Origin of the sequence: Moorena sp. SIO2C4 (assembly GCF_010672485.1) — a bacterium.
Taxonomy (GTDB): domain Bacteria; phylum Cyanobacteriota; class Cyanobacteriia; order Cyanobacteriales; family Coleofasciculaceae; genus Moorena; species Moorena producens.
On record NZ_JAAHGN010000490.1, the window covers coordinates 1 to 5,398 of the forward strand.

Consider the following 5,398-nt stretch of genomic DNA (forward strand, 5'->3'; position numbering starts at 1 on the left):
CCCGGGGAATTAAAAATTAAAAATTAAAAATTAAAAATCTAGAATTGTCCGAATCATTTTGAATTAATAATTTTGAACTTTGAATTGGAGCGTTCGCGCAGCGTGACCTACGGTCAAGCGACTTGACGACTCCCCACAGATAAATCGGGAGCGTTGCATCTGTAGGGGGATGATTGATCGAGATGGGGAAGATGGGGAAGAATCCACCCATCCTCCTGTTGATGTTTATCACGTTTTTATTAGGATTTCTATATCAGTTGTTTTTTGCTTTTTTTGATGGCAGGCTTAACCGAATATTTTTAATTATTAATAAAATTATTACTATAAATAAACTAACTATTTATAGTAATAAAAGCAACCCTATTGTCAGTATTTTTTACTGATTTATTAGTAGTGGTATTTTACTGATTATTATAATAATTTCATAGATAATTTTTTATATTTTAAAAACAAATAAAAAATTATCATATCACATTTTAATTTCACTTATAGGGCTACAAAAATTAAAAAGCTTAAAATGGATTGTCCTTTATATGGAAAACTTTAGGTATTTTACCGGCTAATACTAGTCTAGCTTGAATTTTTAGCCGATTATTAAAAGTGGAGTAACCTTGGGAGACCTTGAGTTTAGTGGATAAGACGGGGTAGGGACGGTTAGCCTAATTGAGACATTATCAAAACCCGATTCCTACTCCCCACTGCACTCTCCTGCAATTACAGTTAAGACTACAGCATACTATAACTGATAAAATTTAGCCACACTCAATACAAAAAACCCCTGATGGGCGGTTGGGTGCCCCAGGGGGATGCAGCAAAAGGTTAAAACTACCATATACAACAGTAATCGGAAATGACAGTAAACCGTATCCGCAAAATCTCGGAAATCTCTGAGCCACTCGCAATAGTGGCCTACGAATAATTACGTAGTTGCCTTATCCATGGTTACTATAGGGTTCTTGTCTACTAATATTCACAGCCATCTGACAAACCAGTAACTTGGGTCGAACTAGGGAACTGGCTCCTATTCCACACCTAGTTCAGGGAAGGTCAACGGAATTGAGTTGCCTTGAGGGCAAATCCGACTCGAAGGGCCTGTTCTATGTGCTGAACCCTTTGGAGTTTTCCAGGGTTTTGATCCTGCCGATACAACTTGTCTAAGCCAAGAATGAACACAGTGAGTATGATTAGTGTAGTGGCCAAATTGCGAGCAAATAGTAAATCGAACATGACTATATCCTGAATGTGTCAATCCCTGGGCATTCTGAGCCCCATTGCCCATGATTAAAAATTGTGAAGTGCCGATGTTTAATTTAGGGTTGACGCTCAGGTGTACAGTGTTGGTTGTTGTGTAAGAATTGAGAGCAATCGCTACAATTGGTGAAATCTGGTGAAATCTCGGAAATCTCGTCACTTACTAGTAGCTTCCTTTGTCCCGTGGCTGAATCTTCCCATGAATAGCAGTAGAGTGGGCATCCTGCCCGCCCGAAAATATATTGAAACTGGCAAGATGCCAGTTCCACCAAGATGCCCATTCCACCTCACTCTTAAAATCATTCCATTATTAAGCAATGCTTTCGTTGTCGCTGGCGCTGTCTTGGGCTGTACCCACCAAGTTATACCGACCACACCAGCGTCAGATGCTAAACCAGTGATTAGCAGATCTGTTACTGATCTAATTCAGATTGAACCCTTACCGATTGCTACCAAGTATAGGAATCAGTGGACTCCTGAATTGGAATCAGAATTCTGGGTGCGAGCCAACCAGGCAATTCAGTACTACGATGGGTTAGGTTATGGCAACAACTACGGGGAAAATGAGAAGCGGTCTTATCCCTATGCCATGTTTGATTTTATTGTTGGCAATCGGGACAAAGCCCTAGAGTTTCTGCAATCAGAAGATGCCCAAGCTCAAGATAACCAACATACTGAGGGTATTGACTACTATTACGCTTTCACTCTCAAAGGACAAATCCGAAAATACTTCTTCTTTGGGCAATTTCTCGACCCGACCTACAAACAGCGAATGTTTGACGGTGCCAAAACCTGGACAGAAACAGACCCCAATGGGCGTCCTCACCCGATTTATGGAAAGGGAAAAGGTGGTGATGGTTGGGGACCGGATGTGCGAGGAAGTTGGGTGGATGGACGCAACACGGACAATCTCCGGGCAATGCGAGAGATTTCCGTTTATCTGATGGCGGAGGAAACCGGAAATGAAGAGACTAGGCGTCTGTATAAAAAGAAAATTCAGCGCTATGTCTGGGCGCTATACAACATTGGTATGGGAGAGTGGGACTCAGAGACTTACCATGGTCACACCTTTGCGGCTTACCTAAATCTCTACGACTTTGCGAAGGAGCCGGAGGTGAAACAACTGGCCAAAGCGGCTCTAGATTGGATGTCAGCGGCGGCAGCAGTGAAATATTATCGAGGTGGTTTTGGTGGACCGACTAAGCGGGATTACAAAGAATCAACGATGCTTTCAGCCCCGTGTCTAAAGACTGGGGATGAAAGCGAGATGGTGGCTTTAGCCGCCGTGAAAAATATTCAGAGATTTTCCGGAATCTTGTAGAATAAAATAAAGCAGTTAAAGGTCCAGACTGATGATCATTCTGGAGTTCAAGGCATACGGCAAAAAACCTCAATATTTGGCTATTGATGAGGCGATTAGGACAGCCCGTTTTATCCGAAACAGTTGTCTCAGATATTGGATGGACAACAAGGGCGTCAATAAATACGATCTGTCGAAATACAGCAAAGTTTTAGCCCATCAGTTCCCGTTTGCTAATGAATTGAACTCTACTGCTCGTCAGGCCAGTTCTGAACGGGCATGGTCATCAATTTCTCGGTTCTTTGACAATTGCAAAAAAAAGGTACCTGAAAAAAAAGGTTTCCCAAAGTTCCAAAAGCGTGGCAGATCGGTTGAATACAAACAGTCTGGCTGGAAATTGTCCCCAGATAAAAAGTCGATCGTGTTCAGGGACAAGAAGGGAATTGGGAAGCTCAAACTCAAGGGTAATTGGGACTTGTGGCGCTTTGATAAGAAGCAAATTAAGCGGGTTCGGATAGTTCGACGAGCTGATGGCTACTATGTCCAGTTCTGTGTTTCAGTTGACATAACGGAAGAACTGGAGCCAACTGGAACAGCCATCGGGTTAGATGTCGGGCTGAAGGATTTCTACACGGATTCCGTTGGAAAAACTGAACCTAACCCCCGGTTTTATCGGATTGGTGAAAAGCGCTTAAAGTTTTATCAGCGTCGGGTATCTCGAAAAAATAAAGGCTCATCCAACCGCAAGAAAGCTGTTAATAAACTAGGTAGGACACACCTTAGAATAAGTCGGCAACGTGAAGAACACGCCAAGAGACTGGCACGTTGCGTAATCCAATCTAACGATTTGGTTGCCTACGAAGATCTAAGGGTTAGGAATTTGGTTAAAAATCATTGTCTGGCCAAGTCTATTAATGATGCGGGTTGGTATCAGTTTAGGAAATGGTTGGAGCATTTTGGAACTAAGTTTGGCAGGGTCACTGTTGCAGTCAACCCCGCCTACACTAGCCAGAACTGCTCTGAGTGTGGTGAGGTCGTAAAAAAGTCTCTATCAACTAGGACTCACACCTGCAAATGCGGTTGTCAATTAGACCGCGACCACAACGCTGCCATCAATATCCTCAAGAGAGCCTTGGGTACGGTGGGGCACACCGGAACCTGGATCCTAGATCCGAACGTTTTGGGAGATTTGGCCTCTACTTTTCCTGGTTCCGACCTGGTTAAGCAAGTCGAGTCTGCGAACAAAGAATCCCCGCGTCTTTAGACCGGGGAGTGTCAAGGCAAAAGTAATGTGGTGTACGGAGCCAGTGCTGCCCGTCTGTTCTGGCTTTATTTTGGCGATGTTACCTTAGTCAATCCTAAGCCAGAACGGGATGTGATTCACGTAATTACTAGCGCCTATCGACCTCCCCAGGCGGTGGTAAAGTTAGCTCGTAAGCAGTTTCAGAAGCCTGTGGAAATTCTGGCGAGTAAACCAGTCTACGAAAATTGGAAACCTGGAGGTGAGGATAAACCAGGATATTGGGAAACGACCTTTTTTGGTCATACCTATCAGTTGGGGAGTTTGGCTGGTGAGTTCCCCGCTGGTGATGTCGGGCCATTCAAGCTAATGGCATACAATCAAGAGCGGGGTGTGGATTTTTTTGTTGCTAATACTGGTGGCGCTTGGGTGAAGCCAGGAAAAAATCAGGGAGACCAAGTTGGGCAATACCGTAACCTAGTTCTTTGGTTAAGACCAGCTAAGGATAGACCATTCTTTTTCCAATTACCTAAGACGGCTCAAGCAGAAATAGAAGACGGGATTTGGTTCTTTAAACTGGAGAAAACCTGGTTAGCGATTCGCTCGATTAATTTGGATACCTATACTGAGGTGGCTATACCGAACCAGAAATTTGCCCAGCTCTATAGTCAGGAAAAAACTCTTAAGGCAACAACCCTAGGCAATAGCTATGCTGGCTTTGCTCTAGAAGTGGGAGAAGAAGAATCTCATGGTAACTATGAGGATTTTAAACAGGCAGTTAAGGAAAAAAGTCAGTTAGATTTACGTGAAATTGACCTAGGTAAAGTGCAGTGGATTGGTAGCACTGGTGAGAGTCTTCAACTGACCCACAATCCTAAAAATGACTTGCCAAGTCTGATCCGAAATGGTAATAAACATGACTGGTCAAAACACGTTGACCTATACAAACCAATTAATGGGAATGGACCAATTTATCTAGGTTGGAAAATAGGTAATCTCCGGGTTGAAGCAGGGGATTCGGTGTTTCAAAATTGAGTATTAAGTGTTGAGTGTTGATCGCTGAATATCCCCTCAAAGGATGTCTGAAACCAATAGTCAGCACTTCAATGGTCATACAAGTCATTTTTGATTAACGGTTGATTATATAATTCATTATTCTGGACTTTAGACTAACTGGTGTTGAAGGAGTTGTAATGCCTTCAGCACATCCTCGTTGGTTAGGTCTGGTGCCCTACAGCCCACTAAAATTTTCAATACAATCGCTTAAGCAAGCATCATTAGCACCCTAGTAGGGTGACTTATAGGAAAATTTTCAGACATTTTAAGTTGAAAAGCTAAAGGTTTTCCTTCTCAAATTGAGGAGTAGCTTGCGTGGCAATTTGGTCAATATAGCGCTACGCGCAAGGCAAGAGGCAAGAGGCAAGAGGCAAGAGGCAAGAGGCAAGAGCTGATTATAATAGCTTTTCCTGTTTTTATAAATCTCCTAACCTTAATGGGTAGTGCTATAAGTTACGATTTTAGTCCCCATGTATTTGTGAAAAACAAAAAAATAACTCTTTATGGATAAATCTATATTTTTATATCAAGAAAATGCCAAAAATCAGGAA

At 42.7% G+C, this 5,398-nt stretch carries 3 protein-coding genes and 1 pseudogene; 3 read left to right on the plus strand and 1 reads right to left on the minus strand.

Annotation, left to right across the window (positions count from 1 at the left end; genetic code table 11):
• Positions 1-1,047: 1,047 nt before the first annotated feature.
• A complete protein-coding gene (locus F6K20_RS22650; RefSeq protein ID WP_071103626.1) occupies positions 1,048-1,227 on the minus strand; it encodes a hypothetical protein in 180 nt (59 codons plus the stop codon).
• Between the two features lie 280 nt (positions 1,228-1,507).
• Between F6K20_RS22650 and F6K20_RS22655 the strand changes: the two are divergent.
• The 3 genes and pseudogenes from F6K20_RS22655 to F6K20_RS22665 form a co-directional block, all read left to right on the plus strand.
• A pseudogene (locus F6K20_RS22655) lies at positions 1,508-2,464 on the plus strand (hypothetical protein); the annotation flags it as partial.
• Positions 2,465-2,603: 139 nt separating this feature from the next.
• Positions 2,604-3,815 carry an RNA-guided endonuclease InsQ/TnpB family protein gene (locus F6K20_RS22660; RefSeq protein ID WP_008181204.1) on the plus strand — a complete coding sequence of 404 codons (1,212 nt, stop codon included), beginning with the start codon at positions 2,604-2,606 and terminating at the stop codon, positions 3,813-3,815.
• Between the two features lie 27 nt (positions 3,816-3,842).
• A complete protein-coding gene (locus F6K20_RS22665; RefSeq protein WP_287296105.1) occupies positions 3,843-4,826 on the plus strand; it encodes a hypothetical protein in 984 nt (327 codons plus the stop codon).
• Positions 4,827-5,398: the final 572 nt, after the last annotated feature.